This window comes from Paenibacillus sp. FSL L8-0158, from assembly GCF_038592965.1.
Lineage (GTDB): Bacteria > Bacillota > Bacilli > Paenibacillales > Paenibacillaceae > Paenibacillus > Paenibacillus polymyxa_D.
In genome coordinates this window covers 904,996-925,923 of the sequence record NZ_CP151949.1, presented here as the reverse complement: position 1 = coordinate 925,923, position 20,928 = coordinate 904,996, and the positions used below count along the sequence as shown (strand labels likewise).

General features: G+C 47.0%; 22 protein-coding genes and 1 pseudogene. 7 read left to right on the top strand and 16 right to left on the bottom strand.

Translation table 11 applies throughout. The features are described 5' to 3' along the window. The 4 genes from NSQ68_RS04155 to NSQ68_RS04140 all read right to left on the bottom strand — a co-directional run bounded on the left by NSQ68_RS04155 (position 1) and on the right by NSQ68_RS04140 (position 3,432). A complete protein-coding gene (locus tag NSQ68_RS04155; RefSeq protein ID WP_023987071.1) occupies positions 1-963 on the bottom strand; it encodes a sugar ABC transporter permease in 963 nt (320 codons plus the stop codon). 27 nt (positions 964-990) lie between these two features. Continuing rightward, positions 991-2,283 carry an ABC transporter substrate-binding protein gene (locus NSQ68_RS04150; RefSeq protein ID WP_342428055.1) on the bottom strand — a complete coding sequence of 431 codons (1,293 nt, stop codon included), beginning with the start codon at positions 2,281-2,283 and terminating at the stop codon, positions 991-993. Positions 2,284-2,523: 240 nt separating this feature from the next. Beyond that, positions 2,524-2,748 carry a small acid-soluble spore protein Tlp gene (gene tlp, locus NSQ68_RS04145; protein WP_342428054.1) on the bottom strand — a complete coding sequence of 75 codons (225 nt, stop codon included), beginning with the start codon at positions 2,746-2,748 and terminating at the stop codon, positions 2,524-2,526. A 72-nt stretch (positions 2,749-2,820) separates the two neighbouring features. Further along, on the bottom strand, positions 2,821-3,432 hold the full coding sequence (locus NSQ68_RS04140; protein ID WP_342428053.1) for an alpha/beta hydrolase: 612 nt from the start codon (positions 3,430-3,432) through the stop codon (positions 2,821-2,823). A 212-nt stretch (positions 3,433-3,644) separates the two neighbouring features. Between NSQ68_RS04140 and NSQ68_RS04135 the strand changes: the two genes are divergently transcribed. Both NSQ68_RS04135 and NSQ68_RS04130 read left to right on the top strand, forming a co-directional pair. Beyond that, positions 3,645-3,956, top strand: coding sequence for an autorepressor SdpR family transcription factor (locus NSQ68_RS04135; protein ID WP_029517140.1), 312 nt, complete (start codon positions 3,645-3,647; stop codon positions 3,954-3,956). Next, the gene (locus tag NSQ68_RS04130; protein ID WP_342428052.1) at positions 3,953-4,606 is read left to right on the top strand and encodes an SdpI family protein; all 654 of its coding nucleotides are present in this window, start codon (positions 3,953-3,955) and stop codon (positions 4,604-4,606) included. The genes NSQ68_RS04135 and NSQ68_RS04130 overlap by 4 nt, the downstream gene beginning before the upstream one ends. Before the next feature lie 91 nt (positions 4,607-4,697). On the opposite strand, the gene NSQ68_RS04125 is transcribed toward NSQ68_RS04130, so the two are convergent. Further along, the gene (locus NSQ68_RS04125; RefSeq protein ID WP_307354021.1) at positions 4,698-5,522 is read right to left on the bottom strand and encodes an aldo/keto reductase; all 825 of its coding nucleotides are present in this window, start codon (positions 5,520-5,522) and stop codon (positions 4,698-4,700) included. A 44-nt stretch (positions 5,523-5,566) separates the two neighbouring features. Next, positions 5,567-5,860 carry a putative quinol monooxygenase gene (locus NSQ68_RS04120; protein ID WP_013308817.1) on the bottom strand — a complete coding sequence of 98 codons (294 nt, stop codon included), beginning with the start codon at positions 5,858-5,860 and terminating at the stop codon, positions 5,567-5,569. A 161-nt stretch (positions 5,861-6,021) separates the two neighbouring features. Between NSQ68_RS04120 and NSQ68_RS04115 the strand changes: the two genes are divergently transcribed. The 5 genes from NSQ68_RS04115 (at position 6,022) to NSQ68_RS04095 (ending at position 11,568) form a co-directional block, all read left to right on the top strand. Then, positions 6,022-7,695, top strand: a complete 1,674-nt coding sequence (locus NSQ68_RS04115; RefSeq protein WP_342428051.1) for a sensor histidine kinase — start codon at positions 6,022-6,024, stop codon at positions 7,693-7,695. Continuing rightward, the gene (locus NSQ68_RS04110) at positions 7,688-8,410 is read left to right on the top strand and encodes a response regulator (RefSeq protein WP_307354023.1); all 723 of its coding nucleotides are present in this window, start codon (positions 7,688-7,690) and stop codon (positions 8,408-8,410) included. Before NSQ68_RS04115 ends, NSQ68_RS04110 begins: the two co-directional genes overlap by 8 nt. A gap of 202 nt (positions 8,411-8,612) precedes the next feature. Beyond that, complete coding sequence (locus NSQ68_RS04105) at positions 8,613-9,593, top strand: helical backbone metal receptor (RefSeq protein ID WP_342428050.1); 981 nt, start codon at positions 8,613-8,615, stop codon at positions 9,591-9,593. Beyond that, positions 9,590-10,594: an iron ABC transporter permease gene (locus NSQ68_RS04100; protein ID WP_342428048.1), complete on the top strand. Its 1,005-nt coding sequence runs from the start codon at positions 9,590-9,592 to the stop codon at positions 10,592-10,594. Before NSQ68_RS04105 ends, NSQ68_RS04100 begins: the two co-directional genes overlap by 4 nt. Continuing rightward, entirely contained in the window at positions 10,591-11,568 is a 978-nt protein-coding gene (locus NSQ68_RS04095) for an iron chelate uptake ABC transporter family permease subunit (protein ID WP_342428047.1), read from the top strand. The genes NSQ68_RS04100 and NSQ68_RS04095 overlap by 4 nt, the downstream gene beginning before the upstream one ends. A gap of 62 nt (positions 11,569-11,630) precedes the next feature. Here NSQ68_RS04095 and NSQ68_RS04090 read toward each other — a convergent pair whose 3' ends face one another. The 10 genes and pseudogenes from NSQ68_RS04090 to NSQ68_RS04045 all read right to left on the bottom strand — a co-directional run bounded on the left by NSQ68_RS04090 (position 11,631) and on the right by NSQ68_RS04045 (position 20,837). Continuing rightward, entirely contained in the window at positions 11,631-12,869 is a 1,239-nt protein-coding gene (locus NSQ68_RS04090; protein WP_342428046.1) for a serine hydrolase, read from the bottom strand. Between the two features lie 183 nt (positions 12,870-13,052). Beyond that, on the bottom strand, positions 13,053-13,478 hold the full coding sequence (locus NSQ68_RS04085) for an OsmC family protein (protein WP_342428045.1): 426 nt from the start codon (positions 13,476-13,478) through the stop codon (positions 13,053-13,055). 54 nt (positions 13,479-13,532) lie between these two features. Further along, the gene (locus NSQ68_RS04080; protein ID WP_342428044.1) at positions 13,533-14,282 is read right to left on the bottom strand and encodes an amino acid ABC transporter ATP-binding protein; all 750 of its coding nucleotides are present in this window, start codon (positions 14,280-14,282) and stop codon (positions 13,533-13,535) included. Between the two features lie 14 nt (positions 14,283-14,296). Continuing rightward, entirely contained in the window at positions 14,297-14,944 is a 648-nt protein-coding gene (locus tag NSQ68_RS04075) for an amino acid ABC transporter permease (protein WP_039272371.1), read from the bottom strand. A gap of 85 nt (positions 14,945-15,029) precedes the next feature. Further along, the gene (locus NSQ68_RS04070) at positions 15,030-15,887 is read right to left on the bottom strand and encodes a transporter substrate-binding domain-containing protein (RefSeq protein ID WP_307354029.1); all 858 of its coding nucleotides are present in this window, start codon (positions 15,885-15,887) and stop codon (positions 15,030-15,032) included. Between the two features lie 59 nt (positions 15,888-15,946). Then, positions 15,947-16,624, bottom strand: coding sequence for a TetR family transcriptional regulator (locus NSQ68_RS04065; protein ID WP_342428043.1), 678 nt, complete (start codon positions 16,622-16,624; stop codon positions 15,947-15,949). A 264-nt stretch (positions 16,625-16,888) separates the two neighbouring features. Further along, positions 16,889-17,770, bottom strand: a complete 882-nt coding sequence (locus tag NSQ68_RS04060; RefSeq protein WP_342428042.1) for an alpha/beta hydrolase — start codon at positions 17,768-17,770, stop codon at positions 16,889-16,891. 86 nt (positions 17,771-17,856) lie between these two features. After that, positions 17,857-18,291 carry an Rrf2 family transcriptional regulator gene (locus tag NSQ68_RS04055; RefSeq protein ID WP_342428041.1) on the bottom strand — a complete coding sequence of 145 codons (435 nt, stop codon included), beginning with the start codon at positions 18,289-18,291 and terminating at the stop codon, positions 17,857-17,859. Positions 18,292-18,455: 164 nt separating this feature from the next. Next, positions 18,456-19,962: pseudogene (locus NSQ68_RS04050) on the bottom strand (dienelactone hydrolase). A gap of 320 nt (positions 19,963-20,282) precedes the next feature. Continuing rightward, entirely contained in the window at positions 20,283-20,837 is a 555-nt protein-coding gene (locus tag NSQ68_RS04045) for a delta-aminolevulinic acid dehydratase (RefSeq protein ID WP_342428040.1), read from the bottom strand. Between the last annotated feature and the right edge of the window lie 91 nt (positions 20,838-20,928).

Below are 20,928 nucleotides of genomic sequence, written 5' to 3'. Positions count from 1 at the left end.
TTAATCCTCCTTCCGGAACATGCCGAAAAATTTGAGCTGGATCAGGTTCAGCACGAGTGTAAATACGAGCAATACAATGCCCACCGCAGCTCCGAAGCCCATACTGTTCTGCTCCAGACCTTGGCGATAGAGATAGCCAACAATCGTTAAACCAATATCGTTCGGGGAGTTATTTCCGTTCCACAACATGTAGCTTTCCGTGAACATGGATAACCCCGCATAAATGCTAATCGTAAATACATAGATCGTTACTGGTTTCAGCATAGGAATCGTAATCCGCCAAAATGAATCGAAACGACTGGCTCCATCAATCTGCGCAGCTTCATACAACTCGGGAGGAATGTTCTGGAGTCCCGACATGTAGTACAGCATGTTCACACCCAGCCATCTCCATAATGCCAGCACGATCAACGCTAAAAATCCGGTGTTGGCGTTCATCAGCCATTTATACGGCTCCAGACCGAATACCCCCAACAGGGAGTTCATCAGCGAACCATCCAATTCCCCGAACATGAGACGGAAGATCGTTCCTGCTACCACCACCGAGGTAAGTGCAGGTATAAACATCACGGAGCGAAATAACCCTCTGCCCGGCATTTTAGGCGAATTCAGCAATACTGCCAATACCAGCGGCAGAGGAATCAGCACGACCAGTGTAAGCAGCGTGTACAGGACGCTATTCAATATCGCCTTTCCAAACGTAGGATTGATTAAGTCCTTATAATTTTCCAGTCCAACATAAGTTGTTATCCCTGGCAGGACTTCCTGGAAGCTCATAATGACCGTCGAGATGACCGGATAGGCAAAAAATAGTGCAAAGGACAGTAAAAATGGAAGGACAAACACATACGGTGCCGTACGGCTGGAATGAATAAAGCGACTCCATCGGCTTCTGGTCGGACGCTGAGGTTGTGGCGGCTGACCTGTCGGTACATTAGCGTTCGTATGAACGGGCGTTGCCATGAATCTCACTCCCTTTCCTGTTGGGGTCTATCTCAGTTCATCTGCCAGCTCATGTAGCACCGTGGCTGGATCTTCGCCACTCTGCAGTGTCCGATAAAGTATTTTATTGCGCACAGCACTGGCGATATCAGGCGTTTTCGGTCCGATATGCACCGCATTGATTTCATCTTTGACTTCGATGAGCGTGTCAAAAATATTCGTTCCGAAATACTCCGTAAATTTATTCTTAGCTTTGGCTTCCGGCATCGTCCACACTTCACTACGGATGGGATCAAAACCAAGCTGCCTCCAGATCTCCACATTCCCTTGCTTGGATAGCTTGGCAAAGGCCAGAAAACGCATCGCCAAATCCTGGTGCTTCGATTGGTTCGTGACTACCGTTCCGGTCCCGCCCATACCTGCTGAGCGATAGCCGCCTTTTTCCCACGCCGGCATGGGTCTGATGATAATTTTACCTTTGAGGTCAGGCATGTAATCCGTAAAACGCCCCATGTACCACATCGGCATCCATACCGAAGCAGCCCCACCTTTGTTCATAAACCCGTAGTATTCCTCCATGTGATGCCCGCCGCCCGGTGAGGGAATAGCGACTTTGTCTTTTACCATCTGTTGAAGAAACTCAAGTGTTTTAATATTGGTTTCGTTATCCAACGTCAACTCGCCCTTGTCATCCAAAAAATCTGAATTTTGCTGGGAGATCATCGGCCAATAGCTCCACAGGTCATTCGTTTCTAAGGTCGCCATTGGCTTGCCTGTTTTCGCCAGTACTTGCTTGCCTGCAGCAGCATAGTCTGCCCAGGTGACGATGGAATCCGGGTTTACCCCCGCCTGATCCATAATCTCTTTATTGTAATACATCACTTCGGCCCCAACGTGGAAGTCAATGCCGTAATATTTACCGTCTTTGCCGTAAATCTGTACTCTGGAAGGTACAATGTTATTGATCTCGGGGTCAATCACCGGATTGAGCGGGACCAGTTGCGGTATCCCTTTGAGGAAATTACCGATCTTGTTCACCTCGATATCCGCGATATCCGGCGCTCCCACCCCCGATTGCAGCGCAATCGACAGCTTGCTGTGATGGTTGTCATAAGGAAATGTATTCGCTTTCAAATTAATCAATTCATCAGGGTGCTGTTGGTTCCATTGGTCAGCCATTTGCAGAAAAAACTTCTCATGCAGCTCATTGAACGTCCATAATACAAGTTCTGTTCCCGGCCCATCCTTTTCATCGGTCTTGAAAGAACAGCCTTGCAGCAGTCCAGCCATCAAAACCACCGCCATAAGCATCAAAGCCATGCTTTTTCTTCGCAGCAGCATATCCTTCCCCCTTCGCATGATGAAATCCTAATTCATAAATGATTGCGCTTTCTTTTATTATTTAACATCAATACAAATTAGTTTACAACAACATTATTTATAAAATTTTTATTTTCAACGAAGATTAGCGTCTCCACTGCATTATAGGGGGCAAATGAATTGAATGCGGTTATGATGATTTTTGCATAAAAAAGAGGCCCCACCCGAATTAAAACTCGAAGTTGGGCCTCTCTATTTTTACTACTCTTGGGAATGAGCTGCTTCGTCCTTCACTTCTTCGCGAAATGATCTAATACTTTCTTTACGACGATTATTTTTTTCTTCGATCTGCTGACGTTCCTCGTTGCTGATTTCAGAGGAAAATTCGTTTAGATATCCTTCAGCTTCATGCAGGTTCTGCAGTGTATTCTGAATACTTTGTTGCAAATGTTCAACATTATCGGCTCGATTATCCGGTTTTGCCATTGGTTTGACGCCTCCTAATATAGAATCGCTCACGGGAGCGCTAAACCGTAGCTTGATCGTTATCGAGTTATTTTATACATTAAAATGCTTTCCAAACCATTGGCCTGCGGCGGCAGCTTCTGTACGGGTCAATTGATGACCATTGCGTTCCCAATACGCATTCACCTGCGCACCAGCACCTTCCAGTAAAGCTTGCAGCTCACGGGATTCCGTAACCGGAACGATCGGGTCATTTTCACCGGAAGACAGAAATACAGGGATACCGTTTAAATCAGGCAAATTCAGCCCACGCAGCGGCACCATCGCATGATGCAGAATAGCTCCACGCAGCGCTTTTGCATCGTGAAAGAGCATGCTGGCCGCTATGTTTGCTCCATTGGAATAGCCAAGAGCCACAACGTTGTTACGGTCAAAATCGTATTGCTCCGCAGCTGAATCCACGAATTCGCTCAGCTCCTTGGTACGGAATACAAGATCCTCAATATCGAACACGCCTTCTGCCAAACGGCGAAAGAAACGTGGCATCCCATTTTCCAGCACATTTCCTCTTACGCCTAACACAGAAGCTCCCGGTGCTACCATCTCAGCCAAAGGTATTAGGTCTTGTTCATTCCCGCCTGTACCATGCAACAGCAAAATAACCGGGGCTTGCGGATCATTTCCTTTACGAAAGACGTGTTTCATATCTATTCCCTCCTCTAATTAACTTTAAATTAAGAATCTTATTTTTGTATAAATTGATTATAGCCCATTTCACTACTTTATACAAACATAATTGACCTCGTTAATTTTTTCTAAAATGATGTCTTGTTCCATTGACATGTAGTATAGCTGTATTTTACTATGGTGTTAGATATTTAGAATATTATCTAAATATCTAAAGGAGGAAATGTATTTTGAACGATGCCTTCAAAGCTTTGGCTGATCCGACCCGGCGTACAATCTTGCAGCTTTTAAAGGAAAAAAGCATGAGCGCAGGCGAAGTAGCTGAACATTTTCAAATTAGCAAACCCAGCATCTCCCACCATCTCAATATCCTAAAGCAGGCTGGGCTGGTGCTGGATGAACGACAGGGGCAAAACATTATATACACCCTGCATACAACGGTTGTGGCGGATGTCATCGGTTGGATGTTCAGTATAGCCCACTCCGATACCCCTGCCAGGAAAAATGTGAATCATATTAAGGATGGGGAGGAATCTGAATGAAATTTCGAACACCTTGGAGCTTGACGGATGTTTTGACAACTTTGATTGCCTTATCACCCGCCATAGGCGCTATACTGCTGTACGACCGGCTTCCCAATGTTCTAGTCTCGCATATTAACTTTAACAATACAGCAGACGGGTATACGAGCAAAAGTGGTTCTATTATCATGCTCGTGTTGTTGGGACTAGTCCCGCTGGTCATTCGATTGGCACGCCACATGGACCCCAACAGAGCAAATTTCGAGAAATTTGCTAAAGCCTATGAGGTTACGCGTGTAGGCACTTCGCTCATTCTCGCTATAGCCGGTTGGGGAATGCTGCTGTATAACCTGAATATACGACTGCAAATGAATGCTATAATTTTAGGGTTAATAGGCCTGATGCTGATGGTGATGGGGAATTATATGACTCAGGTACAGCCGAACTATACCTTCGGTATCCGCACGCCGTGGACTCTGTCCAACCCGGAGGTATGGCGTAAAACACACCGTTTCGGTGGACCTATGATGATGCTCGGCGGTGCTTCAGCTTTGGTGGCGGCATGGGTCGATGGAGTGACGGGGACGGTCATTTTTCTCACCGGGCTGATCATATCCGTTATCTCTCCCATAATCTATTCTTTCTTGTTGTATCGTAAGCTAAACCAGTAAGCAGACAAAGCCAAACGTGAACATAAAAAAGGAACCTCCCAATCCACGATAAACGTAGAATAGGAGGTTCTTTATACATTTGAATATTTATTTAAAACAACAGCTTATCGGGATGCGTGCCAACACGCTCATCAAGATGAAGACCATTGATTCGTTCAATATCCTCAGCCGTCAATGCAAAATCGAATAAATCAGCATTTTCACGAATACGATGCGCGGTTACAGATTTGGGAATCGTCACAATCCCCCGATCCAGATGCCAACGCAAAATGACCTGCGAAGAGGTTTTACCGTATTTAGCAGCAATCTCAACGATGTCCGCTTGCTCGGTTAATTTCCCCTTCATTAGCGGGCTCCACGATTCAAGCTGAATCTGGTGCTCCCGGCAGTATTGATGAAGCTCTTGCTGCGTCAGACGTGGGTGAAGCTCCACTTGGTTAATGACAGGAACCATATTGCTGTCTTTGAGGAGGTCTTCGAGATGGTGAACTTGGAAGTTACTAACTCCGATAGCGCGTACGCTTCCTTCTTCATACAGTCGTTCGAATGCCTTCCAGGTTTCCTTGTACTTATCCTTACCAGGCCAATGAATGAGATACAGATCAATGATATCCAGACCCAGCCGCTTACGACTTTCCTCAAAGGCACGTAGAGTTGAATCGTAGCCCTGATCCTGATTCCATAGCTTGGTGGTTACAAACAGATTTTCTCTAGCCGCCCCACTATCACGAATGGCTTGTCCAACCAGTTCCTCGTTGCCGTAGATCGCCGCTGTATCAATGTGACGATAACCAACCTCAATAGCTGTTTTGACCGCTTCGTAGACCTCATTGCCTTCCGCCTTGTAAGTACCAAAACCAAGCCAAGGCATGTGAACTCCGTTATTCAGTACAGTTGTATCCGCAATGTTCCCCATGTCTATTCCTCCTGTTCCTGATTATGAATTATCCAACGGGATGATTACAGTTTAGTTGCATCCTGAAAAGCATTCACTTGAAGCGGAGCAGCCAACAATTCTTTAGCCGCGGCAACAAATGCCTGGAAATGGGCAGAATTATTATGGAAATCTACAGCAGCAGCATCTTTCCACTCTTCAACCATCGTAAATGCGTTGGGATCATTCAGATCCTGCATTAACGTGTAACGTACATTGCCTTCTTCAGCTTGGGATGCGCTGATCAGCCCTTGGGTTTGTTGCAGAAAAGTTTCTCTTTTCTCAGGTAAAACTTTCATATCGGCATGAATAATAATCATATTATGTTCCTCCTCGTATTATGTAACTATTTCTATTATAGACCATTCTTTCAATAGAATAAAAGTGCGGGCGTTTCTGTAATACAGTAAAATGGATCGTATGGAGGAGATCATCGGCTGATCCGTTCCTCCTATATTTTGTTTAACGGCGGTGAAGGCATGTGCGTTTTCAGACAAAACTAATGGTATTCTTATCCCTGTTAGTACTGGTAGTTACCGGGCTGTTGGGATTATCCTTTCGATATATGATCACCTCCGCTCTATATGATGAAATCGGAAAAAGAGCGCTAACCGTCGCCAATACCCTTGCCGTAGATGCGCAGGTCAGAGACGCTCTGGAGCGGACCGAGACGGCGCAATTGCGTTCGCGTATCAACGAGGCCATAAAGCCCGTCCAAGCCAGCAGCGGAGCTGATTTTATTACTATAGCTGATCGTCATCTCATCCGGCAGTGGCATGTAAACCCGGAGCGCATCGGCACGCCTATGAAAGACCCCATGAATGATAAGGTACTGCAAGGGCAGTCCTTGATCACTGAATCGACGGGCTCTCTTGGACCGTCACTACGCGCCAAAACTGCCGTTTATGATCAGCAAGGTAAGGCCATCGGGCTCGTCTCTGTAGGTTTTTTAATGACAGATGTGCAGCAAAATATTCGTACATACACATATGCATGGCTCTGGTTAATGGTGGGCGCGCTGATGATCGGCATATTGGGAAGCCTGGTTATAGCGCAACGGGTACGAAGCGCATTGCATGGACTGGAGCCAGTGGAGATCGGACGGTTGTACCAGGAAAAGCAGGCCATTATTGAGTCCATCGGCGAAGGGATTATCGCAGTTAATAGCCACGGACAAATCACACTTGCCAATCCGCAGGCGGCTCGTTTGATCGGACTCCCCCCGGAAACCTCTATATACGGATGCGACCTTCGTCACTTGACGGGTGTCCCGGATATACTGGCTGATATGCTTGTTGCCGATTACACAGTAGGGCATTCAACGATGGGGCCAGATCAGGGACAGCTCATATGGAACGAGGAAATTGAGGTCCAGCAGCGAACTGTAGTCGTCAGCCGTGTGCCGATCCAGGATCGATCCGGCCGCATTATGGGCACAGTTGCCAGTCTGCGTGACAAGACCGAACTGCTTCACATGACACAACAGTTGACAGAGGTCAAAGATTATGCGGAAGTGCTGCGATCACAAACACACGAATACGCCAATCGGCTGTATCTCATATCCGGCCTGATTCAGTTGGAGTGTTATGACGAAGCGGTGGACTTTATCACCCAGGAATCAGAGGAATATCGTGTACACAGGCCGATTGCCACTGCTCTCCTGCCCGATTCAATCATCGCCAGCCTACTGATCGGCAAGAAGAAACAGGCGCTAGAAAAGGGGATTTTACTCCATTCTGATATTAAAGGAGCATTCTCAACCCAGTCTCCTACGTTGGAGTGGTCCTTTCTCGCTTCCATAGCCGGAAACCTGCTGGATAATGCCATGGAAGCTGTTGCGATGTCCTCCATCTCTGACGGACAGGTCTGGTTCCGGCTTGAAGAAACGACTGAAGCCATCATCGTCGAAGTTGCGGATAACGGATCGGGAATTTCTGACGATATCCAAGAAAAGCTGTTTGTCAGAGGAGCTTCGACCAAAGCAGAAGCAGGACATGGATATGGCCTTGCTCTTGTGCAGGAGTACACTGAACGAATGGGCGGCTCTATAGAAGTACACGAACGGCCTGGTGGTGGAAGTATTTTTGAGGTATACATTCCTTTACATAGGACAGATACGAGTAATGATGCAAAAGGAGATTATGCCCATGAATGAGCGGGTTTTATCGGACATTGAGGTTCTTATTATTGAAGATGATCCGCGAATTGCGGAGATTAACCGCCGATTTATTGAAAAGGTGGACGGATTCACCGTATGTGCAATCGCGACGAACGAATTTGAGGCAAAACTTCAACTGGACGTGCTACGTCCTCCTCTAGTCGTACTGGATGTTTATTTTCCTGATACGGATGGTCTAACCCTGCTTTCGTTCATCAAGCAACACTATCCGGGTACAGATGTTGTTATGCTGACTGCCGCCAAAGAAGCTGAAACAGTGGTACAAGCCGTTCGTGCAGGCGTGTTTGATTTTATCGTGAAGCCGCTTGTATTTGAGAGATTGCGTGCTACCTTGAAGGAATACGCCCGGTTTCGGCGACAAGTCACAACATGGCAAGAGGAACAATCCACGGTGGAACAATCAGAAATTGACAGTTTGCTTCAAAGCGCGGGCACCGGTCGGATGGCAGGAGTCGGAGAACTATGGGCCAAAGGCATCGATAAAGTGACTTGCGACAAAGTGCTAGATCTCCTGAATCGACGGGGCGAGGTGACTACAGGTACAGTGGGAATTGAGCTGGGTATGAGCCGTTCTACAGCCAGAAGGTATCTGGAGTACTTAGTGGAAAGTGGCGATGCGCACCACGATCAGGTGTACGGAACCGTTGGCAGACCGGAGCGTATCTATCGTCGACAGCGGGGAGATGCATAAACCCTCCATCTCTGATGTCCTGGTACTTCCCCCTCCTCCCATTCGTAATTTTAATGAATTTAATTCACCTAATCGATCAAAATGGTTTAAATGACCACATTATTTACGTCCTCCTTCCCGATTGCTAGAATGATCAACAGTTAGTTGATTGATAATGATTATCAGTTTCTCTGATAAGCACACTTGGAACGGGGGATAATATATGGCAACACCGAAACAACCATTGCGCACAGGCATGCTGCTTGCAGTGATCCTGGCACTACTGACGGTCATTATGGCGGGATGTGGAAGTCAGTCCCAAGATAACAGCACAGCAGCACCTCAAGCAACAGGCGACACTCGAATGATTAAACATGAGATGGGAGAAACCAAAGTTACGGGTACACCCAAAAGGATCGTAACCTTGGAATTCTCTTTTGTCGATGCTACAACCCAACTGGGCGTAACACCTGTCGGCATAGCTCAGGAAAATGACGATGATATTGATGGGCTGCTCGGCAAGAAAATCGACTTCACACCAGTAGGCACGCGCAAACAGCCCAACCTGGAAACGATCAGCTCCTTGAAGCCGGATTTGATTATTGCCGATCTGAATCGTCATAAAAGCATATACAAAGAACTAAGTGAGATTGCTCCGACCATTGTTCTAAAGAGCCGCAATTCCTCCTATGAGCAAAACCTGGCATCCTTCGGTGTCATCGCCGATGCATTGGGTGAGAAGGAAAAAGGCGAGCAAATTCTCGCGGCGCATAAAGCTACCATGAAAAAGTTGAAAGAAGGCATCCAAGCGGGCGAGCCACGCAGCGTATTGCTAGGGGTATTCCGCTCTGATTCACTATCGGCTCACGGCGCTTCATCCTTTGATGGACAACTGCTGGAGCAAGCGGGTATCCACAACGCCCTTCAAAATACAAGCGAGCCTACCGTCAAGCTTACGCTTGAACAGATTGCACAAGCGGATCCTGATGTGATCTTTTTGGTGGAAGCCGACGAGAAGCTGATTGCGGAATGGAAGCAAAACCCGCTTTGGCAAAACATTACGGCCGTCAAAAAAGGGGAAGTTTACGAAGTGAACCGGGCACTATGGACCCGGTACCGTGGACTCGGCTCCGCCGAGAAAATACTGGAGCAAGCCATTTCGCTTCTGTATCCCGCGCAAAGTAAAGGAGAAGGCTCCCATTGATCGGACAAGCCTCACGCGACCGGCTGAATAAGCCGGTCTTCTTTGCACTTATCGCTGCGTTGCTGGCTGGATTGCTACTCAGCGTGGCGATTGGCCCGGTCAGGATGGACATCCCCACCATGCTGACTGCGCTGTTCACCGAGCATCCGTCCAAGGATCAGCTCATTGTCTTGACGGTACGCCTACCGCGTGCCGTTATTGGCCTAATCGTCGGGGCCGGGCTTGCCGTGGCTGGAGCCCTGATGCAGGCCATCACACGCAACCCGCTGGCTTCGCCGCAGGTATTCGGGGTCAGCTCAGGCGCTTCGCTGGCTGTCGTGCTGTCCGTCGTGCTGCTGCCGAATATCGGATCGTCCGGCAGCATTTATTTTGCTTTTGCCGGGGCCATCGCAGGCGGCTCCTTTGTATATGTGCTGGCCGGAACGGCGGGCATGACGCCGGTCAAGCTCGCCCTTGCCGGGATGGCCGTGCATCTGCTGCTGGCCTCCATCACCCAGGGACTGCTCGTGTTCAACGAGCAAATATCTGATGTGCTGTATTGGCTCGCCGGAGCCATCGACGGGTCCACATGGGCCGATACGCGCCTGGTGCTACCATGGTTTGCCGTGGGTATGATTCTTGCACTGGCGCTAGCCCCATCGCTATCTGTGCTGAGTCTCGGTACGGAGGTCGCACAGGGATTGGGACAAAACGTACGTCTTGTCCGCCTACTGGCCTCGGCCTCAGTGATTATGCTGGCAGGCTCTGCCATAGCGGTAGCCGGATCCATCGGCTTTGTGGGCCTGATGGTGCCGAATATCATCAAGATGTTTACAGGCGACAATTACAGACGGGTCATCCCCCTATCTGCAATCTGCGGAGGTCTTCTGCTGACATATGCAGACGTGCTTGGACGATTTATTGCATTTCCTTATGAATCGCCCGTTGGTATTGTAACCGCGCTGGTGGGTGCGCCCTTCTTTTTATACCTGGCGCATAAGAACGGGAGGGCTTCACGATGAAGAAACTGTGGATTTTACTCGCACTAATGCTGGGTGGTGCTTTTATAGCTATAGGCGTGGGCAGCACCTACATTACGCCCTCCGAGCTGATCACGGCTCTGGCTGACCGGAATGCCTCTTCCTGGTTCATCGTTCACCATTATCGGCTGCCGCGCGGCCTGCTGGCCATCATGGCCGGAGCTGGGCTGGCAGTAGCCGGTGTTCTGCTGCAAGGTATGATCCGCAACCCGCTAGCCTCGCCAGATGTGGTAGGTGTATCCAAGGGGGCAGGCTTTGCGGCGGTTCTCGTCATCGTATTGCTGCCCTCATCCCCAGTGGCGCTGTTGCCAGTAGCCGCCTTTGTCGGTGCCGGGCTAGCTGCACTGTTGCTCGTACAGCTTTCGATGAAGGGAGGCATGCGTCCCAATATGCTAGCCTTGACCGGACTGGCGGTGGGCGCTATTTTTCAGGCTGCGACCGACTATATACTGGTCAAGTATCCACTCGAAGCCAGCGACACGCTCACTTGGCTAGCTGGAAGTCTGTGGGGCAAAGGCTGGGATGAAGTGTATGGGCTACTGCCGTGGTTAATCGTGTTACTGCCTCTCGCCTATGCACTACAGCGCAAGCTGGATATTATGAGCCTAGATGAGGAAAGCTCTGCTGGGCTGGGACTTAGCGTGAAGCGTGTGCGTACAGGACTGCTAGCCGTGTCAGTCGCCTTGGCTGCCTCCTGTGTCGCTGCCATCGGTTCCATCGGATTTATCGGACTGCTGGCCCCGCATCTGGCACGGCGGTTGTTTGGCAATCGCCACCGCTATCTATTGCCCGGCTCGGCGATGATCGGCGCGCTGATTCTCGTCCTCGCCGACGCGCTCGGGCGGGGTTTGAAGCCGCCGCTCGAAATTCCCGCTGGCATCGTGACAGCCGTCATTGGCGCGCCATATTTTTTGTATCTATTGCTGCGGGAACGCAAACAGAAAGGTAGCGGATAGGATGAGGATAAGGAGTTGCGCATCGCAGCTAAACGCTGCATTATACCGTAGCGTTAGCTGCGCTACCTCCTCACCTGTACACCGATACGCCAATTAATTTCTTTTCTAAACGATTCATCATGTAGTAATCTCTTTTTAAAATCATTTATCATTTCAGGAAAGTTGGCATTTGTGCTAGGATCCAAATCGTTAAAAAACACAGCTAGCTCTGTCAAATGCCCTTCCTTATCTGTCGCATACATTGCCAGTGTCAAAACGTAAGCAGTTGAGCCACCCTTTTGCCCAGTATGTTTCAGAAATTGCTGGTTTTCAGGAAGAACCATAAGTGGTTTCTCCATGACCTCGGACAATAACTTTTGCTCAACTTTAGTGAACCCTTGACGGCGGTTCAGCTTACTCATTAAAAAGGCATAATCGGCTGTCGTTGAAGCTATAAAACGATCCGTATTGATACGGTCATAATCCTGATCATACCAGGTCTTAATATCTGCGTTTCTTTTGTAAGAACCACTCACATCACGGCGCAGCTTGTTATGAATCACACGGGCATATCGGCGAAACTCCGTGTCAGACATCGCTTGGATGGCTTCTTTGGCAGAGATATTATTCTTTGTATTATTCCAATTCTCACCTTGGCTCTCCTTCATACGTTCGTAAGGAATCAGAATAGAGGATACAAAAGGATAAATGGGATCATGATTTCGCAAACCCAAGTTTGCTCTCGTCCGATTGATCGCTTCCAACCCCAGTCTGTCCATTAAATACTCCGCATTGGCGTTGGAACTGAATTGAATCATTCCCCTAGCGACGTCACGTACAGATACAGTTTCATTCTGTATCCGCCCTTTAGCTTCCATATCCTGTAGCCACGCCGCATGAGCACCACCATCCAAACCCGGCAAATAAAACCTTTCCAGCGAAATCAGCTTCACTCTCTTATCCGGGTTAATCTGACCCACCGCCGCTTGCTTGGCATATTCAATCGCAATGATCGTTTTAACGGTGCTCGCCAAAGGCATCATCCGGTTCTCCTCTTGGCCTGCCAGCTTTTTTCCATCTCTCAGAATCGTAATCGAAACCTTTTCTGCATTCTCCTCCACAAAATGAAGTAAACACTGAGCAGCATCCTGTTCCTTCGTTTCACCCTTAACCTCGGCCACAATCGCCGTTGTGGGCCAGATAGTATTTGGAGGATTAGCCACTTGATTCTGCATGAAAGATAGTAATCCTGTTGCCACACCCATAACGATGAGCACTGTAGCCACAATAGTTGCTATTATGATAAGGCGCTTTCGTTTCACTATAACCTCCCCCTGTATGCATTTCATACATAGGTTTGTTTTCCCATTTTTATATTTCAATTTCTATTTTAAACCAAAATACAGTACAAAAAGTTTCATTACGTGTCATATTTTCAAATAACATAAAAAAGAGAGCCTCCTGTACATAACACAGGCTGACTCTCTTTCACTATCCTTCGACACTTATGCTGGATAGGGTACTTCGGTTCCATTCAATATGAGGTGCATCCGAATTTCCGCTTTTAAGGAATCGGATACGGCACAATATTTTTCCTTACCCATCTGAATCGCTTTCCATACGCGGTAATCCGGAATATCTCCATCTACGTGGAATGTCAGATCAATCTCTGTAAAGCCTGTCGGCATTTCTTCCTTGCGCGTACCTTCTGCGTCAATATCAATGCGGGTAATGTCTGACAAGAAACGATCCAAAATCATTGTGATATCGATACCCATACATCCTGCCAGACCTGCCAACAGCAGTTCCATGGGTGTCATTCCTTTACCATCACCGCCATAAGCCGCCGTAGCATCCATCCCTACCGAATAACCGGATGGTCCCTCCGAAGTAAACGCGCGTTTGCCGTGCCAAGTTGTAGATACTTTCATGTTCAAAGGCCTTCTTTCCATTTTAATAATCTATGATTCATCCTCGATCGTATTTTAAAATTCACTAATTTGACGCAAAAATTTCTGTGTTCTCTCATGCTGGGGAGTGTCAAAAAACGCCTGTGGCGCTGCCTCCTCCAAAATGATACCATCTGCCATAAATACGACCTTGTCCGCCACCTCGCGAGCAAATTTCATCTCATGGGTAACCACGATCATCGTCATCCCGTCTTGAGCCAATTCTCGCATAACCCCCAGCACTTCCCCTACCAGCTCGGGATCAAGCGCCGATGTCGGCTCGTCGAACAGCATAATCGCCGGGTCCATCGCCAGCGCACGCGCAATGGCTACCCGTTGCTGCTGTCCACCCGACAGACGTGAAGGATGTACATCCTGCTTGTCCGATAACCCCACCCGCTCCAACAACCGTTGTCCGATGGACATAGCCTTGTCACGCGGCATTTTTTTTACTGTCAGCAGTCCTTCAATGACATTGCCGATGGCGGTTTTGTGCGGATACAGATTGAATTGCTGGAACACCATCCCCGTCTGTTTGCGAATATCACGAATGGCTGCTTGGCGGACACGAACGGGAGCTGTAGCATCGACCTCAATCCCATTCACCTCAAACTTGCCGGAAGACAGCTCTTCCAGACCGTTCAGGCAGCGCAGCAAGGTACTTTTACCTGAGCCGCTCGGGCCGAGTAATACGACGATTTCACGAGCGGCAACCTGAAAATCAATGCTTCTCAGAACCTCTACCTGTCCGAATCGTTTACCTAATCCGTTAGTTGTTATCATCATCTATCATCTCCACCTTAATAAGCTCGAGCCAGACGCTTTTCCACCCGCTCCAGTATAGCGGAGAATCCAATGCTCATAATCCAGTACATCAGGCCAATTTCGAGCAGAAACGGCATGTAGAGCAAATACTGTGCCTGTAAAAGCTGTGCCTGTCGCATCAATTCACTGACCCCGATAACCGACACCAGCGATGTTTCTTTAAGCATACCCACAAATGTATTCCCCATCGGTGCAATTGCAATGCGTACCGCCTGAGGAAGAATAATACGCCACATCGTTTGACCGGGCGACATTCCCGTCGCATAAGCTGCCTCAGTCTGTCCCTGGGGTACGGCTAAAATAGCTCCACGGAACGTCTCCGACAAGTACGCCCCTGTATTAATACTAAGTGCTAGACAAGCAGCCGTCAGCGATCCGAATGATATTCCATAATCATCCAGTCCATAATAAATGACCGCAATCTGCACCAAAACCGGCGTCCCCCGGATGATCGATACATACATGCGCGCCAGCCATCGAACGGGGCGATTCCCCTTCAACCGGGCCACCGCAACAATCAAACCAATGATTAGGCCAAAAAACATAGAGACAATCGTAATATATAGCGTATAATAAGCGCCCTTTAATAAAAAAGGGACGTTCTCCCACATTAATTCAAGCATCGGTTATATTCCCTTCTTTCAGACGAGTGGCCCCATGTCAGCATAAAAGCCAAGACTGGAGCCAGACGCCTCTAACAGGCTTACGTTATTCTTTTGGCTCCTCGCCAAACCATTTTTTGAAAATTGTTTTGTAAGTGCCGTCTTCCTTCATTTCCTTCAAAGCCTTGTTCAAGGCTTCTTTGAGCTCAGGAGTTTTCTGGTTAATGGCTACACCCGCTTGGTCCGATTTAATTGGTTCGCCTACCGCTTTAATCTGGAACCCGTTTTTATCGATAATGGGCTTGAGGGCATATAGATTGTTAATAGTTGCGTCAATGCGACCAGAGTTTAAATCCTTCAATGAGGTAATCACATCATCATACGTTTTAATCTCAAAATCGCCTACCTTCGGCAGTACTTCATTCCGCAGATAAGATTCATCATTCGTTCCCAGGCCGACACCAATGGTTTTGCCTTTAAAGTCCTCCAGCTTGGTAATATCATTTGTTTTGCTGTTTACGATAATGTTTACATTGTTTGTGATATAAGGCTCTGTGAAGTCAATGGCCTTCTTACGATCCTCTGTAATCGTCACCTGGCTAATCACTGCATCGAATTTTTTCTTTTGCAAACTTGGAACCAGTCCCGAGAATTCTTGTGCCGTGAACTCCGGTTTCACTCCAATCCGCTTCGCCAATTCTTTGGCAATATCCACATCAAATCCGTCCAATTCCTTGTTATCGTTCAAGAAATTGTACGGCGGATAGGTGCCCATCATGCCTACCTTCATTACACCAGCCTTTTTGATTGCTTCGAGCTGGTTACTTGCTGCCACATTACTGCTACCCGCTCCATTGCTACTATTAGAAGCTTCTGGCTTAGTACCGCAAGCGCTCAGCACAAGGCTGAACAATGCCAGAGCCATAAGTGTAGTTACCAAGAACCCTTTTTTACGTGTTTTCATGTATCCTTCTCTCCTGTCTGGATGTAAATGATTGAGTTCATATATGCGATGTTGACCCTCTAGCTTTGACCTAATAATCCGTAAAATTCAAAATTAGCCGCTTCTTCTGCCAATCTTTTAGCAGTTATCTGCGCGATGTGGTCATGTGTTCCCTCTGAACCGAATAGCCAGCGTGTAATGACACCTTCGATCATGCTCATGAGTAGTGCCGCCCTTAATTCCACATCCAATTCAGCAGGCAACATGTTCAGCTCGATCGCTCTTTCCATATTGCGCCGAAATGCCAGTTCCATCGCAGCCCTTGTCTCTCGGATACTCTGGCGCACCGGTTCATCGACACCACTGCCGATCAGCAGCAACCCCATCAGATAGCGGTTCTCCAATGCAAAATCAAATAATCGAACAAATAGCGCTTCCGAAGCCCTAACCATATCATCCAACGTTCCCGCATCACGGCGATATCCCTGTCCAATCGCTGACAGTAGTTGTTCACGACCGGTGGCGATAATCTCCAGCGCCAATGCCTCTTTGCTTTTAAAATGCCAATAAAACGTGCCTTGGGCTACTCCCGCCTCTACCACGATATCTGAAATCTTCGTTTGGTGGTAACCCTGCTCGGCGAACCGCTTCAATGCAATGTGAAGAAGCTGTGTTCTGCGGTCTGTTTCTTCTCCCGCGTGCTCAGCAGGTTGGTCATTTGAGACGGTCTCGGACTGCTTCGCCTTCCGTGGCTGCATGGGTTTCCTCCCCCCGATTGATCAGTCAGTCAGTTTTGTATTTTTAATCCTATAGGATAAGTATACTTTTGTCAAAGAAAAAAGTGTCAGAAGAAAATAAAGTTTTAGACTAGATTTGCTGCTCCAAGCGGCTTTTGAATTTTAAAAACCGACAGATCCCATAAAATAAGTATTAGACTGGCGCCAACAAAAAAGGCAGCGGCAGCCTTAGACGAGAAAATATAGTCTTAGACTACCGCTGTTTTATTAAACTAACGTTTCCCGTTAGCTTAATGACTTAAGATGCTTTTTAAAAAATGATTTAACAACCTCCATCGTTTGCGGCTGTGTGAAGCCAATGTGTCCTGCACCCTTAACTTTATACATTTCCGCGTAGTTTCCAGCCCTGCGCAGGGCCTTAAACATTTCGACGCTCTGCTCATAGGGGACAACGTCATCTGCATCGCCATGCATGATTAGAGTGGGTGGTGCAGAGGGGTGAATGTAACGGATAGGGCTTGCGCTTCTAGCCTTTTCTTTATTCTCCTGGATAGCTCCCCCTACTAATTTAGACTCTGGCGAATGTGGAGAATCGTGGTCAAATACAGAAGGGTACTGGCTCATAGAAAGTAGATCAGTCGGGCCAAACCAATCAACAACGGCTTGAATATTAACCTGATCGTCTAAGCTTCCCATCGCCTCAAGCCCAGCCAGTAAGGCTAAATGGGCACCAGATGAGTCCCCCCATATACCTACTCTTTTCGGATCGATATTGAATTGGGACGCATGGGTTCTTAAATAACGTATAGCAGATTTTACATCTTCAAGCTGCGCGGGGAATATGTCTTGTGAGCTTAGGCGATATTGAATGCTTGCGACGACGTAACCATCCTTGGCAAATTCCGATAATTGCGGGATAAACTGAAACGTATCCTGCTCACTCCAGCCCCATCCGCAACCTTGTAAATAAATAATCAGTGGATAAACTTCTTTATTGCCGTCACGGTTAAATAATGCATCCATTGGATCACGGTAAACCAGTAGATTTAGTTTTAAAGAATACTCCTCTTTTTCTAAATAAACAATATTAGGAATTAGTTGGACGTATGAGTTCCTATCGGATTCCCAGTGTAGCTCTTTAATCTCTTCCTCAAAGTTTTGTCCCATCTTTAACACTCCTTATCGTTTTTTCGGGAGGGTCAGTTTGTTGTAATGAATTTTATTACAACTAGTGAAAAAAAATTATGCTTCCCCTAAGAAGAAGCATGTTTTTTTTGCTTGATAAGCTCCGTAATTTCTTCTAATGACACATCGCGAAGTATCTCTTCCATTGCATGTTGTGCCTTTAGCAGGAAGAGCCCAAGAATCTCATTAATATTCGAGCCCACCCAGCAAATTGGATTAGGATTTTCATGAGTATGAAAGAGACCATCATCATGGACAACATCGACAGCAATAAAAATATCGTATAATGATATGTCTGCTGGCTCTTTTAGTAAGGACGCGCCACCTATCCCGCGTTTCACCTCAATTAATCCAGCTCTTTTCAGTAAGCTGCTGATCTGACGAATAATGACCGGATTAATGTTCACGCTATCTGCTATTTGTTCTGATGTAAGCTGGTCAGTACGAACATTAATAAGTGTCAGCATATGTACAGCAACGCTAAATTTGCTACTGATTCTCATTTACACCCTCCCGTTGTAATGATTTTACTTACAACTATAGATAGTTGTCAATATCTTAACTGTGTTTGAGTTAATCTTCCTCTATGGTTGAGGGCTGAAAACTTCGCCAGAAAACAGAAACAGCGGTATCCACTGCCGCCGTTTTATTGAGCTAACGTGTCCCGTTAGCTCAATAATAAGGTTACGAATTTCACCTCCGGAAAGCGGCTATCCGGTCCTTTCAATAAGATTCCGCCTTGATTTTTCAGATACATATCGAAAAAATCCAATATGTAGGCATTGATAACGGAGTTCGCTCTTTCGGGCGCAATCTTTCCTGCAATGCCCAGCATTTTGAAAATCGGAGAAATGAACTGTACGTCGGCAAAATTCAAATGCTCCGTATTTTCGATATAGAGGACTTGTCCCCCTTCGTCAACCGTTTCGCGCATCCGCTCAAGCTCCAACTTTTTATCTTCCGTTACTTGGTCCTCCCACTCTCTTGTTGAGCCCATACGGTTAAGCTCTGCATCTGTGTAGACACGGTTATCCATCACCCTTTTTAATTGTTCGAAATAGCTTTCCGAGTGGATGAACAAAAACGGCTTTCGCAGACCCTCTCTGTCACGCAGTCGGTAAAGCCCTCCATCAAGGTCGATTCCAACCGCGATTCGCGGATCGTAAGAAGCGTCATAGGCCGTGGCTCCGCCGATGGAATGACCGAACACCCCGACATGACCGAGATCAATCCTCCCTTTTAGATGACTTGGAATCTGTCCCGATTGGACGAGCTCGAACTGGTCCAGCGCAAACGTCACATCGCCGGTTAGAACTTTTCCCAACTTGTCGCGATTTCCTCTACTCGTCCGGTAATCATGGTCAGGCGAGAATAAGTCGTTGGTTGTGCTGGTCGTGATTCGCCCGTCCGGAAACTCGGTTGCAAATGTATTGTAGGTGTGGTCGATCACGGCCACGATATATCCGTGACTCGCGAGATTTTCGGCTTGCGACGTGTGGAGGAACCTGGAAGAGCCGTTGCCGGGATTGGTAAGGATCAGCGGGTATGTAGTCTGTGCCGAAGAGACTTCGGCTCCCGAATAAGCATGACTGGATACGTACTTCAAGTGTTGAAAAGCAAACCCAGGGAAGGCCATAATCCGTGGCCATATAATGCAAAATCTGGGTATTAGGAACAAAGGAAGCGTACTTGCCGGTGCCAGCTTGAGCCGGATACCATACCTGAACCATCAATTCTCTCTTACCATCTCTAGCTTCGTCGAAAATCTCTTCCCTATTTGTATCCACGAAATGAAAAGTTTGCGTTCCTACCTTAAATTCGCCTGTCGGTTCAGGTAGTTTAAATACAGGAAAAGCATACATGAGACCCGCTGTTACGATCAGCATTATCGCTATAGCGGTATAAGCTGAACCCAATATGAATCGTGGGATTTTTTTGGGACCATTTTTTTAAAAATAGCTATAACCTGAAATGGCTAAAAAAATGATCGTTATGCAATATGGGGAAAATAGCTGAACTCTGTATCCTCCCACCGTCCAATGAATGACCAGTAAAAGTGTGGCGATCCTGCTTGCAACGAATACTGGAATTCTACGACGTCCTTTATCTAACAGGACTGTTAATGTAAACAAGGCGATGTTTGACAAAAAAAGCAACAGTTCAAACAACCTCATCTCAATCCTCCTTTTAAAAAATTTCCATTTTCGTTCGTTCCAATCTTATCCTGCCAAGTTAGCCTAAGCACCCCCACTCCTTTCGCTACTTTAATATAAAGACGGTTTCGGAATCCAAAATGTATCAGTTACGTTACTGTAAACTGCCCGTTAGCTTAATTAGGCTTCATGAGTCTTTATAAATTTTTCCGTTCCCTATTGTCGGCCCGTTAGTTGAAAACAGCAGCCAGAATATCCGACTGCTGTTGATTTAATTTCTTTCTGTGCTATCATTTCCCGTTAGCTAAGTGACGATTTAGGTTCTCACGCACCCTTTTCAATCAGCCGTGTTCATAATATTTATACATAGACATCTCAACACTTAATGTGGATGCGATCTCATACGCCTCTTTGATATCTTTGCCATGCTCTATTATTTCGTAAAAAGATCGTAAGATGAACATAAGTGCATCATTACCGTTCGGATAGTCATCAGGTCCGATATATATTCTACAACCTGCGTTCAAAAATGCTTTGGCTAGTGCTGGATCACCTAAGGAGCACCCATTGCCAAAGACCACTTTACCTTCCAGATTAGCAAAACTACTAATTTCGTGTGGGCCAAAGTCACCTCCAGGTTCACCCTCTTCATAGATATCATCTCCGAGCTCTGGCATAACAAATTTCCCTTCATTACCATGAAAGTTGAGTATAACCAGATCAGTATTTACATATAGGTCATCACCAGATAAAACAGAGATAAAATCGTTTGGCCTACCAACCCAATACATAAAGACTCTCGCTCCAAAGTACTCTAGTGTTGCTCTGACTGCCTGACTTTCCATATCACAATCTGGGCCGCATACCAATGCAACATTCACCACAGGTTTACTCATTTTAGCGTTCCTCCAAAGAGCTGTTTTACTGTTAATTTATGATCCATTGGTGGATCCCTAGCAATGAAAGTAATCGCTTTTGAACGTTATA